Raw genomic sequence first — 18,333 nt, 5'->3', positions numbered from 1 at the left:
CGAGAACCAGAAGGAGACACCGTGCGCACGGTGAAGAAGCTTGCGGTCGCCTCGGCCGTCACGATGTTGTCGCTCGGCATGACCGCCTGCGGCTCAAACAAGAGCGACGAGAACAGCTCGGCCCCCGCGGGCTCGAACAGCGGCTCGGCCTCGAACTCGAAGGGTGCCCTCAAGGTCGCCCTCGCCTTCGACGTGGGTGGCCGCGGTGACCACTCCTTCAACGACTCCGCCGCCGCGGGTGTCGACAAGGCGAAGAAGGAGTTCAACCTCACCACCTCCGACGTCTCGGCCAACCACGGTGAGAACGACGCCGCACGCGTCTCGCGTCTGCAGCAGCTTGCGCAGTCGGGCAACAACGCGATCGTCGCCGTCGGCTTCGCCTATGCGCCGGCCATCGGCAAGGTCGCCAAGCAGTTCCCCAAGGTCAGCTTCGCGATGGTCGACGACGCTTCGCCCGACTCCAAGGGTGCGAACGTCGACCAGATCACCTTCACCGAGCACGAGGGCTCCTACCTCGCCGGTGCCGCCGCCGCGCTGAAGAGCAAGAGCGGACACATCGGTTTCGTCGGCGGCGTCGAGGTGCCGCTGATCAAGAAGTTCGAGGCCGGCTACGTCGCTGGTGCGAAGAAGGTCAACCCGAACATCAAGATCGACCGCACCTACCTGACCCAGCCGCCGGAGTTCAGCGGCTTCGCCGACCCGGCGAAGGGCAAGACCGCCGCGCAGGGCATGTTCCAGAACGGCGCCGACATCGTCTACCACGCTGCCGGCAAGTCCGGTGACGGCGTCTTCGAGGCGACCAAGGCGGCCGGCGCAGGCAAGTGGGCCATCGGTGTCGACTCCGACCAGGCGTTGACCGCCCCGGCAGCAGTGCGGCCGATCATCCTGACCTCGATGGTCAAGGGTGTCGACGTCGGTGTGTACAACTTCCTCAAGGCTGTGCACGAGGGCAAGTTCAAGGGCGGCAACAGCGTCTACAGCCTCAAGGAGGGTGGCGTTTCGCTGTCGACCACGGGTGGCCACATCAAGGACATCCAGGGCAAGCTCGACGAGCTGAAGAAGGGCATCGAGGACGGCTCCATCAAGGTCCCGTCCGCCTGAGACGACTCGTTCGGACGATGACCTGCGAGCTGTCGTCCGAGTAGTTAATGAGCAAATGGCCGCGGCCCGGTGCGTCGTATATGGTGCGCACCGGGCTTCGGCTTTTGTGAGGCCGGTCACGGGCTGCCTTCGGGCACCGAGCAGGAGAGTGCATCATCGCCGAGTTGAGCAAGGACGCTCCGCAGGACCGTCCGTCCCCGACACCGTCCACCGGGATCGACAATGCCGTCGAGGTTCGCGGCGTCACCAAGCGCTTCCCGGGCGTCGTGGCCAACAAGGACATCGACATCACCGTGCGCCGCGGCACGATCCACGCGCTCGTCGGTGAGAACGGCGCCGGTAAATCCACGCTGATGAAGATCCTGTACGGCGTGCAGAAACAGGACGAGGGCACGATCGCCATCGACGGCAAGGTCGTCCCGCTGAACAGCCCCTCGGATGCCATCGCCGCCGGCATCGGCATGGTGTTCCAGCACTTCAAGCTTGCCGACAACCTGACGGTGCTCGAGAACGTCGTGCTCGGCGCCGAGAAGCTGCACGGCATCGGCGCCAAGGCGCGCGCCAAGATCGAGGAGATCTCGGCGACCTACGGCCTCGGCATCCGTCCCGGTGACCTGGTCGAGAAGCTCGGCGTCGGCGATCGCCAGCGGGTGGAAATTCTCAAGGTGCTCTACCGTGGCGCGAAGATCATCATCCTCGACGAGCCGACCGCGGTGCTCGTGCCGCAGGAGGTCGACGAACTCTTCGACAACCTCATCGGGCTCAAGGGCGAAGGCCTGACGGTCATCTTCATCTCGCACAAGCTGGACGAGGTGCGCAAGGTCGCCGACGAGATCACTGTCATCCGTCGCGGCACCACCGTCGGCACCGCCGATCCCAAGCAGATCACCTCGCGGCAACTCGCCGAGATGATGGTTGGCTCCGAGCTTCCGACACCCGAGACCACCGAGTCGACGGTCACAGACAAGGTCGTCCTGGACGTCCGCGGCCTCAGCCTGCGCGAGCTCGGCGTCGCGCCGGTGCTCAGCGACATCGACCTTACGATCCACGCCGGAGAGGTGCTCGGCATCGCGGGTGTCGAAGGCAACGGCCAGGCGGAGTTGGTCGAGGTCATCATGGGCATGCGCGAACCCAGCGCCGGGCACATCACCTACCTCGGCCAGGACATCACCGACTGGGACACCCGCCGCATCCGTGAGTCGGGCGTGGGCTTCATCCCCGAGGACCGTCACCGTCACGGACTCGTGCTCGAAGCCCCGTTGTGGGAGAACCGGATGCTCGGGCACCAGACCGAGGAACCGAACTCCAAGGGAATGATGTTGTCTCCCAAGGCAGCTCAGGCCGATACCGTCCGGATCGTCGAGCAGTACGACGTCCGCACCCCTTCGATCAACGTGATGGCGAGCTCGCTGTCCGGCGGTAACCAGCAGAAGCTGATCGTCGGGCGCGAGATGAGCCACAACCCCAAGGTGCTCATCGCCGCCCACCCGACCCGCGGTGTCGACGTCGGCGCGCAAGCCGCGATCTGGGACCACATCCGCGACGCGCGCCGCGAAGGCCTGGCGGTGCTGCTGATCTCGGCCGACCTGGACGAGTTGATCGGTCTGTCCGACACCATCCGAGTCATCCTGCGTGGACGCCTGTCCGGTGAGTTCGAGCCCTCGAAGGTCACCGCCGAAGACCTCGGCGCCGCCATGACCGGCGCCTCGCACGACGAAGAGAGGGCCTCGTGAGCAACAGCCCGACGTCCGACGCAAAGACCGGCACGAAGACCGAGCCGGCGAACGTGTCAAGGAAGACCGTCGACTGGCAGAAGATCGGACTGGCCGTCCTCGCGCCGTTGTTGGCGATCGCCGTCGCCGTCGTCATCACCTCGCTGGTGTTGTTGATCTCCGGCGACCCGATCGGGCCGGTGTGGAAGGTCTTCCTGTCGACGCCCGCCGAGGGGATGCCGGCCACGATCCTCAACGACACCGCCGTCCTCTACCTGTCCGGTGCCGCGGTCGCGATCGGGTTCCGGATGAACCTGTTCAACATCGGCGTCGACGGGCAGTACCGCGTCGGTATGTTCGCGGCCGCGTGGTTCGCCGGCAACGCCTGGCTGCCCGGTCCCCTCAACGTGATCGTCGCGATCGTCGTCGCGATGATCGCGGCCGCGTTCTGGGCCTGGATCGCAGGCATCCTGAAGGTCAAGCGTGGTGTCTCCGAGGTCATCTCGACGATCATGCTGAACTCCATCGCGACCGGCCTGGTGGCCTGGCTGCTCACCCGCACCGCCACGTCGGTGGAGGGATCGAACGCCACGTCCACCAAGCGGATCCCGGAGAGCTCGCACGTGCCCGCACTGCCGTTCTGGAACACCGACTTCAGCAATGTGTTCGGTCTGTCGCTGCTCGCGGTGGTGGTCGGCGTCCTCTACTGGTTCGTCCTCGGACGCACCCGGTTCGGCTTCGATCTGCGCACGACCGGGTCTTCCGAGACGGCCGCGGTCGCCAGCGGCATCAACGTCAAGAAGATGACGCTGACCGCGATGGTGATCTCCGGCGCGGTGGCCGGTCTGATCGGCATGCCGCAGTTGTTCGGCAATGACTACGCGTACGGGACCAACAGCCAGGCAGGCCTCGGCTTCGCGGGCATCGCGGTCGCGCTGATCGGTCGTAACCACCCGGTCGGTATCGCCTTCGGTGCGTTCCTTTGGGCGTTCCTGAACGCGCAGTCGAACAGCCTGCAGATCAACGCCGGAGTGAGCCCGGCGTTGGTGAACATCATCCAGGGCATCATGGTGCTCGCCGTGATCATCGCCTACGAGATCGTCCGTCGCATCGGTGTTCGAGCCGAGCGTAGGAAGGTGGCCCAGCAGTTGGCCGCCACCCCGTCGCCCGTCGCAGCACAAGGAGCCTCGGCATGAGCTCGGCAACGTTGACCCGCAAGCGCCGCGACACCGGTACGCCTTCGCGTTTCGCACTGCCCACGAGCAAGTGGGCGCGGGCCGGCCTGGCGATCTTCGCGGTCGTCCTGCTGCTGTCGATCCTGCGCACCATCTCCGGCGCGAACGACATGGACTCCTCCGGTGCGATCGCCGCAGCCCTCGCTCTGGCCGTCCCGATCGCGCTCGCCGCGCTCGGTGGTCTGTGGGCGGAGCGGGCCGGCATCGTCAACATCGGTCTCGAGGGAATGATGATCCTCGGCACCTGGGCGGCGGCGTTCGGCACGATCAAGGGTGGCGTGGTCGTCGGCATCATCTGCGGCATCCTCGGCGGCGCCTTCGGTGGCGCACTGCACGCCCTCGCGACCGTGGTGTTCGGCGTCGACCACATCGTCTCCGGCGTCGCGATCAACATCATCGGCCTGGGTCTTGCCAAATACCTCGCCGACCGTGTCTTCTCCACGATGGAGGGCGGCGGTCCGACGCAGTCGCCGGCCTTGGACGACGTCTGGTCGTTCAGCGTCCCGGGGGTGGACGCGCTGAAGGACATCGAGGCCAAACACTGGTTCTTCGTCTCCGACGTCGCCGGCATCCTCGGCGGCCTCGGCACCAACCTGTCGATGCTCACCGTGCTCGCGGTGGCACTGGTCATCGGCTCGATCTTCGTGCTGTGGCGCACCACCTTCGGTCTTCGCCTGCGTTCCTGTGGTGAGAACCCTTGGGCCGCAGAGACTCTCGGTATCAACGTCCTGATGTACAAGTTCATCGCCGTGCTGATCTCCGGCGGCCTCGCCGGCCTGGGCGGCGCGTTCCTGGCGATGGTCGCCGGCAACGGCTACGTCGAGGGACAGACCGGTGGACGTGGCTACATCGGCCTTGCCGCGATGATCTTCGGCAACTGGCAGCCGATCGGCCTCGCCGTCGGAGCACTGCTGTTCGGCTACACCGACGCGATCCAGTTGCGTCAGGGTGGCCCGACGCTGCACGCGCTGCTGCTCGCGGTCTCCGTCACGCTGATCCTGATCGGTCTGTGGCAGCTGATCCGCAACAAGCGGATCATCTCCGGTGTCCTCGGACTGGTGCTCGGTGCCGCGCTGCTGTACTACTACTTCACCAGTGACTCGGTGCCCACCCAGTTCACCTCGATGACCCCGTACGTGACCACCTTGTTGGTGATGGCCGTCTCCTCGCAGCGATTACGAATGCCCGCGGCCGACGGGCAGGTCTATCGGAAGGGACAGGCCGGCTGATGTCTGACATCGACTGGGAAGTGTTGCACCGCAAGGCGATCGAGGCGATGCGCCGCGCGTACGCGCCGTACAGCAATTTCCCGGTCGGCGTCGCCGGCTTGGTCGACGACGGGCGCATCGTGTCGGGTTGCAATGTCGAGAACGCGTCCTACGGCGTCGGCCTGTGTGCCGAGTGCGGGATGGTCAGTGAACTGGCCCGCACCGGCGGTGGACGCCTGACCGCGGTCTACTGCGTCGGCGGTGACGAGTCCGCGCTCATGCCCTGCGGACGCTGCCGGCAGCTCTTGTGGGAACACGGGGGGCCGGCGTGCCTGCTGCAGACCCCGCTCGGGGTGAAGCCGATGTCCGAAGTACTGCCACAGGCCTTCGGCCCCGACAACCTCACCTGACCGCTGGTTGAGGTGCTGCCGCAGGCCTTCGGCCCCGACAACCTCACCTGACCGCTGGTTGAGCCCTGCGGATGAGGAACGAATCCGCAAGCGCCGAAACCCGGTGAGATGACCGCCCAGGGCCGGTCGTTGTCAGGCGGTTCCGTATCGCCTTCCGGCGGTGCACTTTCCTGGGACGGGGAGTTCGAAGTTTGCGCAGTTACGTACAAAGGCCCGGGTTACGTCCGGATGCGCACGTTATAACGTGCGTATCCGGATGCAGCGCGGGCACCTGTACGTAACCAGCGCATCTGTACCTACGGTGCGCATCGTTGCCGACGGCAAAGGCGAGAAAGCAGCGGAAGCCCCAAACCCGGTTACTTCAAAGCCGCTTCAGGACCGGACGCCACGAGAAGCCGACGGCCGGAAGGGGATACAAAACCGTCCGTCGAACCGAACGTTCCAACCGGCGAACTCGAAACGTGGTCGCTGAAGAGCCGATCAGCTCGGCAGTGGCAGGTCGGTCGGAATGGAGCCGTTGAAGCTCTTGGACGCGCACGTACCGCTGACCTGGGTGAACGTCTGCGAGTCGGCCGGATCGACCTCGCCGGGCTTGCCGTTCTTGATCGCGTTCAACGTCTTGGCCGAGAACCTGTCGTAGCCCTCGTCCACCATGCACCCGGCAAGCTTGTCGGCGGCGGGACCGGGAATGTGCTGGCCCTGGTAGTACTGCTTCAGACCGTTCTTGACCTCGTCCTTGGAGGGCTTGCCGGCCGCCTGATCGTTGGATTCGCCGGGAGCACTCGACTCAGGCGACCTCGACTCGCTCGAACCACCGTCACTCTTGTCGCCGTTGTCTGCCTGCGAAGACGTCGCCGGCTCGGAGTTCTTGGAATCGTCGCCCAGCATGCCGCACCCGGTGAGTCCGAGAGGAGCAGCGAGCAACAGAGCGGCGGCAGACAGCGACAAAGAACGCTTGCGGGACATAGTGTTCCTCCGGGAGGCAGGCCAGTGGCGTTGATGGTCCTAGTTGTAGCCCGATGACTCGGCGCACTGGGCGTGTGACGCGGACCCCGCCCTGATGGTTCCGCGATGACCGCGTCCAGCTGCACATGGTTGGATCGATGCATGAGTGAGCGTTTCGATGCCGTCGACGTGATCCGCACCAAGCGGGACAAGCAGACGCTGAGCGACGAACAGATCGACTGGGTCGTCGACGCGTACACCCGCGAGGTGGTCGCCGACGAACAGATGGCGGCGCTGGCGATGGCCATCCTGCTGAACGGAATGACGCGCGAGGAGATCTCCCGCTGGACGAACGCGATGATCGCCTCCGGCGAGCGCATGGACTTCTCCTCGCTGTCGCGTCCCACCGCCGACAAGCACTCCACCGGTGGCGTCGGCGACAAGATCACGCTCCCGCTCGCGCCGCTCGTGGCCGCGTGCGGCGTTGCCGTACCGCAGCTGTCCGGTCGCGGCCTGGGCCACACCGGCGGCACGCTCGACAAGCTCGAGGCGATCCCCGGCTGGCAAGCCTCGCTCAGCAACGAGGCGATGCTCGATCAGCTGGAGGAGATAGGCGCGGTCATCTGCGCCGCCGGCAGCGGACTGGCACCGGCCGACAAGCGCCTCTACGCGCTGCGCGACGTGACCGGCACGGTCGAGGCGATCCCGTTGATCGCGAGTTCGATCATGAGCAAGAAGATCGCCGAGGGCACCGGCGCATTGGTGCTCGACGTGAAGGTCGGTTCGGGTGCGTTCATGAAGGACGTCGAGAACGCCCGCGAGCTCGCCTCGACCATGGTGCAACTCGGCAAGGACGCAGGCGTCACCACCGTCGCGTTGCTCACCGACATGTCGACGCCGCTCGGCCTCACCGCCGGCAACGGGCTCGAGGTGCAGGAGTCGGTCGAGGTCCTCGCCGGTGGCGGTCCGTCCGACGTCGTCGAACTCACCGTCGAACTCGCCCGCGAGATGCTCAAGGCCGCCGGCAAGGACGACGTAGACCCCGCCGACGCACTCAAGGACGGCCGGGCGATGGACGTGTGGCGCACGATGATCGCCGCCCAGGGCGGTGACCCGGACGCCGAACTGCCGACTGCCAAGGAGACCCAGGTCATCGAGGCCGACGCGGACGGTGTCGTCATCGAACTCGACGCGCTTGCGGTCGGTGTGGCCGCCTGGCGGCTCGGCGCCGGACGTGCCCGCAAGGAGGACAAGGTGCAGGCGGCGGCCGGCGTCCAGATGCACGCCAAGCCGGGCGACCGCGTCCGCAAGGGCGACCCGTTGCTGACCCTGCACACCGACACCCCCGAGAAGTTCGAGCGCGCGGCCGAGGCTCTCGAGGGCAAATGGGCCATCGGGGAGTCGGCGGACGACCGCCCCGACCTCATCATCGATCGAATTTCCTAGAAGGACGACGACATGGTTGAGCACTACGACGAAGCAATCCGGATCCCCGTCCCGGGCGGGAAGATCATCGACGAGCACATCGGTGCGGCGAGCACGGGCGAGACGTCGATCTCGGTCGCGCACATGGTCGCGCCCGCCGGTTGGGACGAGCCCTTCCAGACCCCGCAGTTCGACGAGTACACGATCGTGCTCAAGGGCACCGTGATCGTCGACCACGACGGTGGCCGGTTGGAGGTCAACGCTGGTGAGTCAGTGAAAACCGTTGCCGGCGAACGCATTCGCTACTCCTGTGGACATCAAGGTGCGGAGTACATCGCGGTCTGTCTGCCGGCGTTCAGCCCCGACACCGTCAACCGGGAGGACTGAGCGATGCACGAGGTTCGTCCGAAGATCAAGGCCCTGCCGAAGGTGCTGCTGCACGACCACCTCGACGGTGGGGTGCGTCCGCAGACCGTCCTCGAACTGGCCAGGGAAGTCGGGTACGACGGTCTGCCGGTCGACGACGTCCAAGGACTCGCGGATTGGTTCCGCGATAGCGCCGACTCCGGCTCGCTCGTCCGTTACCTGGAGACCTTCGCCCAGACGGTCGCCGTGATGCAGACCCGGGACGCGTTGTTCCGGGTGGCGTCGGAATGCGCCCAGGACCTTGCGGACGACGCAGTCGTCTATGCCGAGGTGCGTTACGCACCCGAGCAGCACCTCGAACAGGGTCTGACCCTGGAGCAGGTGATCGAGGCGGTGAACGCGGGATTCCGCCACGGTGAGGCGCGTGCCGCCTCGGCCGGCCACCCGATCCGGGTTCGTGCGTTGCTGACCGCGATGCGGCACGCTGCCAAGAGCCGCGACATCGCCGAACTCGCCGTGCGCTACCGCGACCAGGAGGTCGCTGGGTTCGACATCGCTGGGGCCGAGGCCGGCTACCCGCCCACCCGTCACCTGGACGCGTTCGAGTACCTGCGCCGAGAGAACGCACACTTCACCATCCACGCCGGGGAGGCGTTCGGCCTGCCGAGCATCTGGGAAGCCATCCAGTGGTGCGGTGCCGAGCGCCTCGGTCACGGCGTGCGAATCGTCGACGACATCGATGTTTCCGAGACCGATCCGAAACTCGGCCGGCTGGCGGCGTTCGTGCGCGACCGGCGCATCCCGTTGGAGATGTGCCCGTCATCGAACATCCAGACTGGTGCCGCCGAATCCATTGCGGCACACCCGATCACGATGCTGAAGGACCTTCACTTCAGGGTCACGCTGAACACCGACAACCGGTTGATGAGCGATACCTCGATGTCGTGGGAGATGCAGAAACTGGTCGACGAAGCCGGCTGGGACCTGGACGACCTGCGCTGGGTGACGGTGAACGCGATGAAGTCGGCGTTCCTGCCGTTCGAACAGCGACTCGCCCTGATCAACGACGTGATCAAGCCCGGTTACGAAGCGGCGGCCCGCGGCGCCCTGAGCTGAGTTCGTTTTCGCTGGTTGAGCCGGTCTGCGTAGGTCCGTCCGCGGGAGCCGAACGTTTCCGCTGGTTGAGCCTGGCAGCGTAGGTCCGTCCGCGGGTGCCGAACGTTTCCGCTGGTTGAGCCACGCTGATGACGAAGGAATCAGCGTGCGCCGAAACCCGGTGAGGTTCACGGCTGCTCGTCCACGTGTTGTCGGGTGGGCGTCGCAGGTTGCGTTGGTTTCGGCGCGCGTGACTTCGTTCCTCAGTCACGCGGCTCAACCAGCGATGGCGACTCAGCGCAGGACGCGGGCGCGTAGGGCGGCTTCGCGCTGGAGGCGTTCACGGTCACGCTTGCGCCGTTCGGCGAGCACCGCGGCGAGCACGGCGTCCATCGGGGCGCCCGGGGGCGGGGCAGGAGACACCCGCGGCATCACTTCGGCCAGCAGCGCGCGTCCGACCTGCTCGCGTGCGACCGGGCTCAGCATGTCGGTGCGGGTGAGGTACTGCCGGATCTGCATGGCGACGCCGTCGGGCAGCGCGCCCATGTCGGCTCCGGACGCCCACGGAATCAGCGCAGGTGGCATCCACGGGCCCGGCGGCAAGCGCATCGCGGTCTCTTCGCGTACGACATAGGTGCCGGCGGCGAGGTCGCCGATCCGTTTCGCGCGCGTGGACAACATCGCGCTGACGACTGCGGGCACGCCCATCAGCAACCAGATCTCGATGATGCCGACAAGGCCACGCACGAACGCATGCCGGAAGGTGATCGGACCACCGTCGTCACGGACCACGCGCAGCTTCATCACGAGCTTGCCGAGGCTGCGGCCTCGGGTGAGCAGCTCAACACCCACCGGGACCACCAGGAAACCGGTGACGGTGAGCAGGATCCCGATGATCGCGGCCTGAGCTTCGGTCACGCTGCCGCCCAGCCAGGAGAGTGCAAGTGTGGCGAGGACGAACCCGGAGAAGATCACGATGTAATCGATGATCGCGGCAATGATCAGCAACGCCACGGAAGTCGCGGGCACATCGATGAGCACACCCTCACCGGTGATCATCGAGTCGACGTCGGACCCGCGTAGCGCACGCTTCGGTGCGGCGGGGGAAGTCGTCGAGTTCGCCATCACCCGCAGCGTACAGTTCGGGTGTGGATCTGGACGCTTACGTGGAGGCGCACGGACACGAGTGGGCCCGCCTGCAGGCGCTGACCACGAAGCGTCGACTCGACGTGTCGGAGTCCGACGAACTCCTCGACCTCTACCAGCGCACCGCCACCCATCTGTCCCATATCCGCTCCACCGCGCCCGATCCCGGTGTGACCCAGTACCTCTCGACGATTCTCGCGAAGTCGCGGGCCAAGGCGATGGGCACGCGGTCGAGTTCGTGGACGGCGGTGGCGGGATTCTTCGTCGAGACGTTCCCGGCGATGTTGTACCGCTCCCGCCGCTGGTGGCTGATCACGATGTTCGCCAACTACGCGGTCGCCCTGGCGCTCGGGTGGTGGGTGATGGCGCACCCCGGCGTCCAGTCGTCGATGTTGTCCGCAGAAGAGATCGACCAACTGGTCAACCACGACTTCGAGAACTACTACCACGAGAGTTCGAACGCCGACTTCGCCGCTCGTGTGTGGACGAACAACGCCTGGGTGGCCGCCGTCTGCCTCGCGGCCGGAGCGCTCGGTCTGCCGGTCATCTACATGCTTTGGCAGAACATCTCCAACCTCGGACTCATCGGCGGACTGATGGCAGATCACGGCCGCCTCGACCTGTTCTTCGGGATGATCCTTCCGCACGGATTGCTCGAGCTGACAGCGGTTTTCGTCGCCGCGGGCGCCGGTCTTCGGATGTTCTGGTCGTGGGTCGAGCCGGGGCACCGCAGCCGGGCGAGCAACTTCGCCCGCGAGGCGCGTTCGACGATGACGCTGGCTCTCGGACTCATCGTCGTGCTGTTCGTAACGGGTCTGATCGAAGGCTTCGTGACACCGTCCGGACTACCGACCTGGGCGCGCATTGCCGTCGGCGTCATCGCCGAACTGCTGTTCTTCGTCTACGTGTGGACCCTCGGCAGGGACGCCGCACGACGCGGTGTCACCGGCGACCTCACCGGGGTCGACGCCACCGCCGAAGCGCCGTCGCGCGGCTGAGTCAGATCGAGAGCCGAGTACCGCGGTTCGCGGACTCGGCGGCCTGGGCCACCCAGTCGGGGAGTCGGCCTGCACGCCCGCACCGAGGATCCTCACCGGACTCGCAGTGTGGTCACAGCAACCCCTGACGTTTGAGCAGCAGGTAGTGGTCGACGAGTGCGACCGGCAGCTTGTCGGCGGGCTCGTCGATGACCGTCGCACCCAGGCGGCTGAGCGCGGACGTGGTGCGGGCACGCTGTTGCATCGTGCGTTCGGCGGCAGCGGCTTCGTAGGTCTGCGCGATTCCGTCGCGCTGGGCTGCAGCCTGCACGACCGAGCGGTCGGCCACGGAGGCGACGACGACCCGGTGGTGCTTGGTGAGGCCGGGCAGCACCGGAAGAAGGCCTTCCTCCAGGGCGGCCGGTTCGAGCGGAGTCAGCAGCACGACGAGTGACCGGCGGCGGGTAAGACTGTTGACCGCACCGGCGAGCGTGTTCCAATTCGCTTCCAGCAGAACGGCTTCCAGCGGTGCCATCGCGGTCACCATCGAATGCAGCAACTCCGAGCGGTCCGACTTTCCGATCACCCGTCCGCGCACTGTGCGGTCGCCTGCGATGAGATCGACGCGATCGCCTGCGCGGGAGGCGACCGCGGTCAGCAGTAGTGCAGCATCCATCGCCGAGTCGAGCCGCGGCATGTCGTCAATGCGTCCGGCGCTGGTGCGTGAGGTGTCGAGCACCAGGATGATCCGGCGGTCGCGTTCGGGTTGCCAGGTGCGCACGACCGGGTGTTGGCGGCGAGCAGTGGCTCGCCAGTCGATGCTGCGCACGTCATCACCGTCGACGTAGTCACGCAACGAGTCGAACTCGGTGCCCTGGCCGCGGATGCGCACCGCCGAGCGTCCGTCGATCTGACGCAGTTGAGCGAGTTTGCTCGGCAGATGCTTGCGGGAGGCGAACGGGGGTAGGCAGCGCACGAACCCCGGCAGCTCGAAGGAGCGCTGTCGAGCCGCGAGGCCCATCGGGCCGAACGACCGCACCGTCACCCGGTCGGCTCGCCGGTCGCCACGCCGGGTCGGTGACAACGTGGTGGTCAGTCGGCGGGTCTCGCCGCCGGGTATCCGGGCATCGTGCCGGTCGCGGCCGGCCCCGGCGGACGGCTGCCAGGCGTCCCGGATCAGTGCGTGCAGCGTCCGACCGGTCGGGTTGCGTACCAGCAGACTCGTCGTCGTGCTCTCGCCCAGCCGCACCGACTCGACGGGTTCCCGGCTCAGGGCGAGCTTCTTCGGCGACGGCGCCGACAGCAGGTCGAGCGCGACGAGCACACCGACCAGCGCCAGCCACAGCCAGACCGACGACTGCTGCGGACGCAGCACGACGAACACCAGGCCCAGCAGGGCCAGGAGCACGGTGCGTCCGGTGACAGCCATCAGTGGGTCCTCAGCAAGTCGTCAGCAGGTCGTCAGCGGGTCGTCAGCGCGGCACCGGGACGGCGCCGATGGCCGACCGCAGGACGTTCTCGGTGGTGACGCCTTCGAGTTCGGCCTCCGGGCGCAGCGCGAGACGGTGCGACAGTGTCGGCACGGCCATTGTCTGGACGTCGTCCGGAGTCACGAAGTTGCGGCCGTTCAGCCACGCCCAACCTCTGGCTGTGGACAGCAGTGCCGTCGCCCCGCGCGGGCTCACCCCGAGCGACAGCGACGGGGAGTGCCGGGTGGCGCGCGCGAGGTCGACGATGTAGGCCAGCACGTCCGGGCGCACCTCGACGGTTCGCACCGCCTGCGCGCCGGCGGTCAGGTCGGCAGGCGACGCGACGGCGCGGACGCCCGCGGCGCGCAGGTCCTTGGGATCGAATCCTTCGGCATGACGGCGCAGCACCTGCACCTCGTCGTCGCGCTCGGGCAACGGGATCGAAATCTTCATCATGAAGCGGTCCAGCTGTGCCTCCGGCAACGGATAGGTGCCTTCGTACTCGACCGGGTTCTGCGTGGCGGCGACCATGAACGGGTTCGGCAACGCACGCGGGGTGCCGTCGATCGACACCTGGCGCTCCTCCATCGCCTCCAGCAGCGACGACTGCGTCTTCGGGGGAGTGCGGTTGATCTCGTCGGCGAGCAGCAGGTTGGTGAACACCGGACCGGGCCGGAAGGTGAAATCCGAACTGCGCGAGTCGAACACGAGCGATCCGGTGATGTCGCCGGGCATCAGGTCGGGCGTGAACTGCACCCGCTTGGAGTCGATCGCCAGGCTTGCCGCAAGGGTGCGGATCAGCAGCGTCTTGGCCACACCGGGTACACCCTCGAGCAGGACATGGCCGCGCGCGAGCAGAGCGATCACGATCGCCGTGACGGCGGCATCCTGACCGACCACCGACTTCGCGACCTCGCTGCGCACCCGCTGCAACGCCTCGCGGGCCGCTTCGGGGTGAGCGGCATCCGGGTCGGGGGACTGGGACTTGTCCAGATCGGTCATCAGCGGCGGACCTGCCTTTCGAGTGCCGAGAGTTCATCGGCCAGTTTGCTCAACGTCGATTCGTCGATGGTTCGTGGGTCGTCGGCCAGCAGGACGCCTACCTCATGCGGTTCGCGTCCGCTGTGCAGCGCCACCTGGTGGACGAGGTGTTCGTCGTCGATGCCGGGCGGAAGGCCGAGGTAGCGACGCACACGGTCGCGGGTCGCCGAACGCAGCACCGCCGCCGTGCGGGAGGTGTCGCGAGCCTTGCGGTACAGCTGCCCGCGCGCGGCGGTGGTCTCGTTGGCGTGGACGATCACCGGCAGCGGTTCGGTCACCAGACGTCCGAGGCGTCGACCGCGCCAGAACATCAGGAGCAGCACGCAGGCCGAGATCAGCCAGAGCGCCGGCATCACCCACCTCGGGAACACCGTCTCCTGCTGCGCACTGGACGACTTCGGATCGAATCCGCCGGAGTACCAGAGGAGTTCGCTGGTCTGTCCGAGTGCTCGCAATCCGATTGCGGCGTTGTCGCCGGCCTTCATCGTGCTGTTGGTGAGGATGTCGGTGCTGCCGATGATCAGCAGTGCCGGACGCCCGTCGGCGGCCGGAAGTTCGAACACGACGCCCTCGGAGTCGTCACCGAAACAGGAAGTCGCACCCGCCGGAACGGCGTAGCTGACCGAGTCGGCCGACATGGTCAGCGAGCGAGCCCATGCCAGCGAGCATTCCCGGCCTGCGGCCGTCGCGCTCGACGTCCCGCCGGCTTCGGTGTTGATCTCGAACGCGTCCTTCAGCAGGTGCGGGTGTGGTGCGATCAGGATGAGTCGTGCGCTGTCGCGATGGGCAGACGCGATCTCGCGCAGCCGGTCGGCCGAGACGGACGTCGGGTCGCTCACCAGCACGGTCGTGCCCTTGCCCGGCGGTCGGTCTTGCAGCTCGTCGACATCGGTCACTCGATGCACGTCGACACCGTTGGCGCCGAGCACGCTCGCCACGGCCTCGGACCCGCCCTTGCCGGGGTTCTGCGGATCGAGCGGAATCTCGTTGCTGCGGTTGAGCATCGACATGACGCCGGCCACGACCAGCACGAGTGCAAGGACTGCAACGGCAGCGAACAGACGGCGGCGGGTCACCGCGTGACCGCCGGGTGCGCAGGACGGCTACGGGCGAGGGACGCATCGAGGTCACGCATCGCCTCGACGACCGGACGTGGCGGCACACGTCCGCCGTACCGCACCTCGTCGAACGTGCGTGCGGCGGCGTCGATATCGGCCCGGCGGTCGGGAAAGGCGTGCGAGAGTTCGTTCGCGACCTCGTGCGCTGTTGCGCCGGGTCGTGCGGAGACGATCGTGCGGTCGACACCCCGCCGGGCGAGCGCTCGGAAGTACTGCACATGGGCCAGGGCAGTGTCACCGTCCGCCAGCGCGCGGTCGCCCGCCGCGCGTAGTTCGTCCGCGTCGAGTTCGCTGAAGATGACCTCGTCCACGTCGTGGTCCGAGCCGCGTTCGGGTCCTTGACGACGTCGAATCCTGGTGAGGCCGAGTCCGATCAGAGCCGCCAGCATGATCAATACCAGGCCCAGCCAGAGGGGCGGCAGCGAGCCGGCGCCGTCGGTGAGATCGGCCAGTCGTTCGTTCAGCCAGTCCATCAACTTCTGCAGGAGCGTGCGCCGGTCGCCGTACTTGGGCTTGCTCAACTCGTGCTCGAGTTGCCTACGCGCGTCGTCGGACGACGGCTGCAGGGGCGGCTCGAGGCGGGCGAACATCGTCAGTGCAGGATCCGAGTCACTTCTGCCCGGCGGCCTTCATCAGCTCGAGGTCGAGCGCCTCACGCCGAATGCGCTGATCGATGTAGAGCAAACCGGTCACGCTGGAGCTGAACGGTGCGGTGATCGCCGTGGAGATGATCGTCATGACCTGCATGAAGACGACGAACCACAACGGCGTCGCAATTCCCGCGTCGGGGTCGGCGCCCGCGAGGAGCACGCCCATCCCGACGAGCACCGCGGGGAACAGGATCATCGAGGCGATCATGCCGACCAGCAATTGCGTGACGAGCGAGATCCCGAAGATCCGCCAGAACTGGCCGCGGGTGAGTTCCCAGGAACGCTTCAGCGACCGGACCGGGCCGATGCCCTCCAGTGTGACCGCAGCGGGGGAGAGCATCGTGCGGGTGCCGAGCCAGATCAGCAGTGCCAAGCCGGCGACGACGGCCAGGATGCCGACGATCACGGCAGCGATCTCACCACCGGCCAGGTAGGCGAGCAGGGTCACGCCGACCAGGACCGCAACGATCAGGATGCCGCCCAGCATCAACAGCAGGGTGGCGCCGAGCAGCGCCCAGATGCGCGGCTTCACCCGGGTCCATGCTTCGCCGATCGATGCGCGGTGACCGAGCACGGCCTCGGCCACGACCACGATCAACATGCCCGACAGCAGGATCGAGGCGAAGACCCCTACCAGTTGACCGACCGAGTTGGCGATCGACACCAGGGCATCGCCGGTGTTGTCCGCACCGAACGCGGTGTTGGTGATGAGCAACGTCAGCAACAGCGTCGGGATCGCGAACAGCGTCGAGATGACCAGCGACATGCCGAGGGTCGCCATCGGGTTGCCGCGGACCGTCCGGAACGCGCCCTCCAAGATGTCGCCGAGCACGAGCGGCCGCAACGGGATCACGCCGGGTTTGGGGGCGAACAAGCCTGGGGCAGGGCCGTATCGAGGTGCTTGAGGCGAGGGTGGACCGCCGTATGGACCAGTTTGTGGCGGCGGATACTGCTGGCCGTATCGAGGGCTCTGGCTGTGATCGGGTTGCGGGCCGCGTCCCGGTGCGTACTGGCCGTACTGCGGAGTGGGTGGCGGCGGGCCGTGGTGCGCCGGCTGCTCAGGCTGCCGTTCTCCCGAAGGACTGGCCCAGTTCGTCATGCACCGACCCTAACCTCCCGCTCCGCCTGCTTCGGGGTGACTGCACGCGCGCCACGCCGTACATGCGCGGCGACGATCCGCGGCTCGTCCATCGCCAACCGCAAACCTCGACGCGCGAGCACCGGCACCGACTTGCGCCGCTCGGACACGTCGCGCACGAACCGGCGTCCCATCGTGACCCAGCGGTTCTGCCGGACGCAGAACGCATCGCGCAACAAGTCCGCATCTCGCAGCAGGGCGATCAGGTCGGCGGCGAAGATCCCCTCGGCCACGACAGTGTCGGCGCTCGCCAGTTCGACGGTCGAGTGCCCGGCCGCCCGGGAGGTGGAGATGTCGTAGTCCGGCACCACGGTCCGGCCGGTCGTGCACAGATCCTGCAACGCGGCGAACGCGGCATCGATGTTCCAGGAGCCGACGACGTCCCAGTCGGGGATGCCCAGTGACGACATCGCCAGCGACGGATCGTCGCCGTCCTTGTAGAAGTCGTCCAGGCGCACGATCGGCCAGCCGTACGAGCGATGCAGGCGTTCGGCCAGGCGGGACTTCCCGGATCCGCTGGGGCCGCACAGGATCAGCACGCGTGCTCGTCGTTCGGACATCGATCGGGTTGCTCCTCGAGCATCGCTTGGGCGTTCTGGTGGCGCGATGAGAATACGGCAGCCCCCAGGTAGCCTGGCCGGGTGACGAAACCGAACCGTTCCCAGGTCGCGCAGATGGTCGACCACACCCTGCTCAAGCCCGAAGCCACCACGGACGACGTGCGTGCGCTCGTTGCCGACGGTGAGCGGCTGGGCGTCTACTCGGTGTGTGTGTCGCCGTCGATGCTGCCGCTGGAGACCTCGCTGCCCGTCGCAGTCGTCTGCGGGTTCCCGAGCGGGAAGCACACCTGCGCGGTGAAGGCGGCCGAGGCTGCCGAGTCCGCGAAGCTCGGCGCCGCGGAGATCGACATGGTCATCGACATCGGAGCCGCCCACGCCGGAGACTTCGACGCGGTCCAGGCCGACATCGCCGCGGTGCGCCAGGCTGCTCCGGACGTCGTCCTGAAGGTCATCATCGAGTCCGCCGCCCTGACCGACGAGCAGATCGTGGCGTGCTGCCAGGCGTCCGAGCGCGCCGGTGCGGACTTCGTGAAGACGTCCACCGGTTTCCACCCGGCAGGTGGCGCGAGCGCACACGCGGTGCGGCTGATGCGCGAGACCGTCGGCGACCGTCTCGGCGTCAAGGCGTCGGGTGGCATTCGCACCCCTGAAGCCGCTGCCGAGATGATCGAGGCGGGCGCGAACCGCCTCGGTCTGTCCGGCACCGAGTCCGTGCTCGCCGGTTTCGACGCCTGACC

18 protein-coding genes are annotated in these 18,333 nt (G+C 67.1%); 10 read left to right on the top strand and 8 right to left on the bottom strand.

Going from position 1 to position 18,333, the window contains the following annotated elements; genetic code table 11:
• Positions 1 to 21 precede the first annotated feature (21 nt).
• The 5 genes from EU513_RS10720 to EU513_RS10700 all read left to right on the top strand — a co-directional run bounded on the left by EU513_RS10720 (position 22) and on the right by EU513_RS10700 (position 5,666).
• Positions 22 to 1,101: a BMP family protein gene (locus EU513_RS10720; protein WP_129625893.1), complete on the top strand. Its 1,080-nt coding sequence runs from the start codon at positions 22 to 24 to the stop codon at positions 1,099 to 1,101.
• A 164-nt stretch (positions 1,102 to 1,265) separates the two neighbouring features.
• Positions 1,266 to 2,834 carry an ABC transporter ATP-binding protein gene (locus EU513_RS10715; protein ID WP_240796025.1) on the top strand — a complete coding sequence of 523 codons (1,569 nt, stop codon included), beginning with the start codon at positions 1,266 to 1,268 and terminating at the stop codon, positions 2,832 to 2,834.
• Complete coding sequence (locus tag EU513_RS10710) at positions 2,831 to 4,009, top strand: ABC transporter permease (protein ID WP_240796024.1); 1,179 nt, start codon at positions 2,831 to 2,833, stop codon at positions 4,007 to 4,009. Before EU513_RS10715 ends, EU513_RS10710 begins: the two co-directional genes overlap by 4 nt.
• On the top strand, positions 4,006 to 5,277 hold the full coding sequence (locus tag EU513_RS10705) for an ABC transporter permease (protein ID WP_129625891.1): 1,272 nt from the start codon (positions 4,006 to 4,008) through the stop codon (positions 5,275 to 5,277). Before EU513_RS10710 ends, EU513_RS10705 begins: the two co-directional genes overlap by 4 nt.
• On the top strand, positions 5,277 to 5,666 hold the full coding sequence (locus EU513_RS10700; protein WP_129625890.1) for a cytidine deaminase: 390 nt from the start codon (positions 5,277 to 5,279) through the stop codon (positions 5,664 to 5,666). Before EU513_RS10705 ends, EU513_RS10700 begins: the two co-directional genes overlap by 1 nt.
• A gap of 480 nt (positions 5,667 to 6,146) precedes the next feature.
• Here EU513_RS10700 and EU513_RS10695 read toward each other — a convergent pair whose 3' ends face one another.
• Positions 6,147 to 6,632, bottom strand: a complete 486-nt coding sequence (locus tag EU513_RS10695; RefSeq protein WP_129625889.1) for a hypothetical protein — start codon at positions 6,630 to 6,632, stop codon at positions 6,147 to 6,149.
• Positions 6,633 to 6,773: 141 nt separating this feature from the next.
• Between EU513_RS10695 and EU513_RS10690 the strand changes: the two genes are divergently transcribed.
• From EU513_RS10690 to EU513_RS10680, 3 genes are read left to right on the top strand one after another with little or no spacing between them, the layout of a single operon-like run.
• Complete coding sequence (locus EU513_RS10690; protein ID WP_129625888.1) at positions 6,774 to 8,057, top strand: thymidine phosphorylase; 1,284 nt, start codon at positions 6,774 to 6,776, stop codon at positions 8,055 to 8,057.
• Between the two features lie 12 nt (positions 8,058 to 8,069).
• The gene (locus EU513_RS10685) at positions 8,070 to 8,423 is read left to right on the top strand and encodes a cupin (protein WP_129625887.1); all 354 of its coding nucleotides are present in this window, start codon (positions 8,070 to 8,072) and stop codon (positions 8,421 to 8,423) included.
• Between the two features lie 3 nt (positions 8,424 to 8,426).
• Entirely contained in the window at positions 8,427 to 9,518 is a 1,092-nt protein-coding gene (locus tag EU513_RS10680) for an adenosine deaminase (protein ID WP_129625886.1), read from the top strand.
• Positions 9,519 to 9,791: 273 nt separating this feature from the next.
• Here EU513_RS10680 and EU513_RS10675 read toward each other — a convergent pair whose 3' ends face one another.
• Positions 9,792 to 10,622: an RDD family protein gene (locus tag EU513_RS10675; RefSeq protein WP_129625885.1), complete on the bottom strand. Its 831-nt coding sequence runs from the start codon at positions 10,620 to 10,622 to the stop codon at positions 9,792 to 9,794.
• 23 nt (positions 10,623 to 10,645) lie between these two features.
• Here EU513_RS10675 and EU513_RS10670 point away from each other — a divergent pair, with 23 nt between their 5' ends.
• A complete protein-coding gene (locus EU513_RS10670; protein WP_129625884.1) occupies positions 10,646 to 11,641 on the top strand; it encodes a stage II sporulation protein M in 996 nt (331 codons plus the stop codon).
• Between the two features lie 112 nt (positions 11,642 to 11,753).
• On the opposite strand, the gene EU513_RS10665 is transcribed toward EU513_RS10670, so the two are convergent.
• The 6 genes from EU513_RS10665 to EU513_RS10640 form a co-directional block, all read right to left on the bottom strand.
• Entirely contained in the window at positions 11,754 to 13,049 is a 1,296-nt protein-coding gene (locus tag EU513_RS10665; protein ID WP_129625883.1) for a DUF58 domain-containing protein, read from the bottom strand.
• 43 nt (positions 13,050 to 13,092) lie between these two features.
• Entirely contained in the window at positions 13,093 to 14,091 is a 999-nt protein-coding gene (locus EU513_RS10660; protein ID WP_129625882.1) for a MoxR family ATPase, read from the bottom strand.
• Complete coding sequence (locus EU513_RS10655; RefSeq protein WP_129625881.1) at positions 14,091 to 15,206, bottom strand: DUF4350 domain-containing protein; 1,116 nt, start codon at positions 15,204 to 15,206, stop codon at positions 14,091 to 14,093. Before EU513_RS10655 ends, EU513_RS10660 begins: the two co-directional genes overlap by 1 nt.
• Entirely contained in the window at positions 15,203 to 15,838 is a 636-nt protein-coding gene (locus EU513_RS10650) for a DUF4129 domain-containing protein (protein ID WP_129625880.1), read from the bottom strand. The genes EU513_RS10655 and EU513_RS10650 overlap by 4 nt, the downstream gene beginning before the upstream one ends.
• Positions 15,839 to 15,857: 19 nt before the next feature.
• The gene (locus EU513_RS10645; protein ID WP_168990239.1) at positions 15,858 to 16,772 is read right to left on the bottom strand and encodes a glycerophosphoryl diester phosphodiesterase membrane domain-containing protein; all 915 of its coding nucleotides are present in this window, start codon (positions 16,770 to 16,772) and stop codon (positions 15,858 to 15,860) included.
• A gap of 221 nt (positions 16,773 to 16,993) precedes the next feature.
• A complete protein-coding gene (locus tag EU513_RS10640) occupies positions 16,994 to 17,596 on the bottom strand; it encodes an AAA family ATPase (RefSeq protein WP_129625878.1) in 603 nt (200 codons plus the stop codon).
• A gap of 81 nt (positions 17,597 to 17,677) precedes the next feature.
• On the opposite strand from EU513_RS10640, the gene deoC reads away from it, so the two are divergent.
• A complete protein-coding gene (gene deoC, locus EU513_RS10635; protein WP_129625877.1) occupies positions 17,678 to 18,331 on the top strand; it encodes a deoxyribose-phosphate aldolase in 654 nt (217 codons plus the stop codon).
• Positions 18,332 to 18,333 lie beyond the last annotated feature (2 nt).

The organism is Yimella sp. RIT 621 (assembly GCF_004146205.1).
GTDB lineage: Bacteria > Actinomycetota > Actinomycetes > Actinomycetales > Dermatophilaceae > Yimella > Yimella lutea.
This window is presented reverse-complemented; position numbering and strand designations above follow the sequence as displayed.